General features: G+C 51.8%; 1 protein-coding gene and 1 pseudogene. Both read left to right on the top strand.

Annotation, left to right across the window (positions count from 1 at the left end; genetic code table 11):
• Positions 1-159 (top strand): annotated as a pseudogene (locus CRO74_RS31090) (RagB/SusD family nutrient uptake outer membrane protein); the annotation flags it as partial.
• A 335-nt stretch (positions 160-494) separates the two neighbouring features.
• Positions 495-3,004: SusC/RagA family TonB-linked outer membrane protein (locus CRO74_RS31085; RefSeq protein ID WP_097132239.1), on the top strand; the 2,510-nt coding region annotated here is incomplete at its 3' end.

Here is a 3,004-nt window from a genome sequence, read left to right as displayed (position 1 = left end):
AACGAGAAGACCAACGGCTTCGACAACTTTGTGGGCCATGTGAACCTGAGTTCGAATCAGGCTCTCCAGGAGAAACACCTGCTGCTGCCTATTCCAAGACAGGAGTTGTTGAACAACCCCAATCTGAAAACCCAGAACCCTGGCTATCCCGGCGTTTAAGGATATAAAGTAATACTGATATGTCGTGATAAGAGTTTACTGCTTATCACGACATAAAAAAAGCCTCAATCATACTTATATGATTGAGGCTTTTTTTATGCCTATACCTAAGAAATAATACTCACATGACTATTAGAAATACTAACTATTAATTTTATTTAATAAGTATAAATACTAAGATCATTTTTTTAATAATATTTAAATCAATAATTAATTTTTTTTCAATCTTAATGAGTAGTTCCTACAGACAAGTTATTTTCCCTATAGATATTCCCATTATCATCTAGTTTTCTTTTCATTTTAACCCCAAACCGTTACCCTTAGGTAACTATTTTATGGCAAAACTCTTACCACCTAAACTCCTGTCCGATAGGTTAATTAGAGTTTCAAGCACTCAACTCCTACTGGCAGCTCTGTGCGTTAGTTTTACTTATGCGGGAAAACCGGTCAATCCAAAGCTACCTGTCCATCAATCCGTAAAGCTGGCCGACAGAACACTTACAGGTCGTGTTACCGACGAAAAATCAGAAGGCCTTCCCGGTGTGAGTGTTATCCTGAAAGGAACCCAGCGCGGAACTGTTACCGATGCCGACGGACAGTATAAACTTGAAGTGCCGGATGGCTCATCCACGCTGGTTTTCTCATTTGTTGGATACCTGCCGCAGGAAGTAAATGTTGGCAGCCAAACGGCAATAAACGTTAGTCTTAAAACCGATAGTAAAGTACTTGACGAGATTGTCGTCATCGGTTACGGTACCACGCGGAAGTCCGATCTCACCGGTGCAGTAACGGGTGTTAAAGAAGCTCAGCTTCAGGAACGACCTGCCACCTCCCTCAACCAGGCCCTCTCGGGCCGCATGCCCGGTGTGCAGGTCAACACCAACTCAGGACGGCCTGGCGGACGTACCACCGTCCGTATCCGTGGGTTCAGCTCCATCAACTCCTCCAACAACCCCCTCTATGTCGTGGATGGCGTGATGCTCCCCCAGGGTACCGGCGACCAGTTCAGTAACCCAATCGACTACATCAACCCCAACGACATCGTTAGCGTTGAAGTCCTCAAAGATGCCTCCTCGACGGCTATTTACGGGGCCCGAGGTGCCAACGGCGTCATCCTGGTCTCCACCCGCAAGGGCAAGGCTGGCGAAAGCCGGGTCACCTACGACGGCCAGTTCTCCGTCAACACCATCGGACCCAACAAGCCAAAAGTGCTCAACGCCAAAGAGTATCTGGCCACCGAAGACCTGGCCTACGCCAACATGGCCAAGTATGATCCCGTCGGCTGGGCCGCCGGTAAGTGGTCGTATCTGGACCCAAAAGTGCGCCGGGCTGCCTTCAGTGCGGCTCACCCTGGCGTGTTCGATGCTAATCTCAACCCCTTGTATGACACCGACTGGTTCAAGGAGTCGGCTCAGAACAAGCTCTCCCAGAACCACCAGTTGGGTTTCAGTGGGGGTAACGAGCGGACTCAGTACTCGCTCTCGCTCAACTACCGCGACGATCAGGGGCTAATCAAGACCTCCTACATGAAGCGTTACTCAGGCCGTTTCTCGATCGACGATCAGGTCAAGAGCTGGCTCAAGATCGGTGGTACGCTGAGTTATAACAATCAATCCGAAAATCTGGTGGACGTCAACGATGCGGTGGCCCGTCAGATTGTGGAAGACTTCCCATTCCTGCCCGTGCGCTACCCCGACACCGGTGTCTTTGCCGAAAACCGGGATTACCCCTTTGCCGAAGGCAGCATGAGCTCGGTTCACCGACTGATAGATCGGAAGTACATCCAGAATACCCAGACCACGTTGGGTAGTCTGTTCACCAATATCACCTTTGGCAAAGGCCTGGAGATGCGCACGGTACTGGGTGCCAACATCCAGACTCAGGAGATCAACCAGTCGCAGACTCGTACCCTTAACATTGGCAACAACGGCAACGCATCCGTTAATAACAACCGGCAGAATTTCTGGTCGCTGGAGAACTACCTGACCTATAACAAGCAGTTCGGTCAGGATCACTCCTTCACGGGCCTGCTGGGGCTGTCGTGGCAGGAAACCAACACCTTTGGCATCGGGGCCAGTGTGAGCGGCTTTGCCACCGACTACTTTGGTTTCAACAACCTGGGTGCGGGGGCAATCAACCCCGGGGTGAGCTCGGGTGCGTCGCGCTTTGCGTTCAACTCGTATTTCGGCCGCATCAACTACGGCTACAAGAACAAGTACCTCTTCACGGCCACAGGCCGGGCTGACGGCTCCTCCAAGTTCGGAGAAAACCACAAGTTCGCCTTCTTCCCCTCGGCGGCTCTGGCCTGGCGGGTATCGGAAGAGGACTTCCTCAAAGGCAACCCGGTCATCTCCAACCTGAAAGTTCGTACCAGCTACGGTTTGACGGGTAACTCCGAGATTCCACCGTACTCTTCGCTCTCCCTGTTAAGCTCGAACTACTCGACCATCTACAACGACACAAGGGTGAGTGGCACGGGTATCAACCGTCTGGCTAACCCCGACCTGCGCTGGGAGAAAACTGCTCAGACCGACATCGGCCTGGAAGTTGGCTTCCTCAAAGGCCGCATCACGCTGGAGGCCGACTACTACTACCGGCTGACGACCGACATGCTCCTGGATGCGCCCGTACCTCAGTCGAGCGGCTATGCCACCATCCGGCGCAACGTGGGTTCGATGGAGAACAAAGGCTTCGAATTTGGCCTCAACACGATCAACATCAACCGCGGCACTTTCAGCTGGAACACATCTTTCAACATCTCGCTGAACCAAAACAAGGTTCTCTCGCTGGCCACCCCCTCCGACATCTTCAACGTAGGCGGACCTAACTTCACCAACCCCACCAA

The organism is Spirosoma fluviale, from assembly GCF_900230225.1.
GTDB classification, from domain to species: Bacteria; Bacteroidota; Bacteroidia; order Cytophagales; family Spirosomataceae; genus Spirosoma; species Spirosoma fluviale.
The sequence above is the reverse complement of the archived record's forward strand: the minus strand, read 5'-3'. Positions and strand labels throughout refer to the sequence as shown.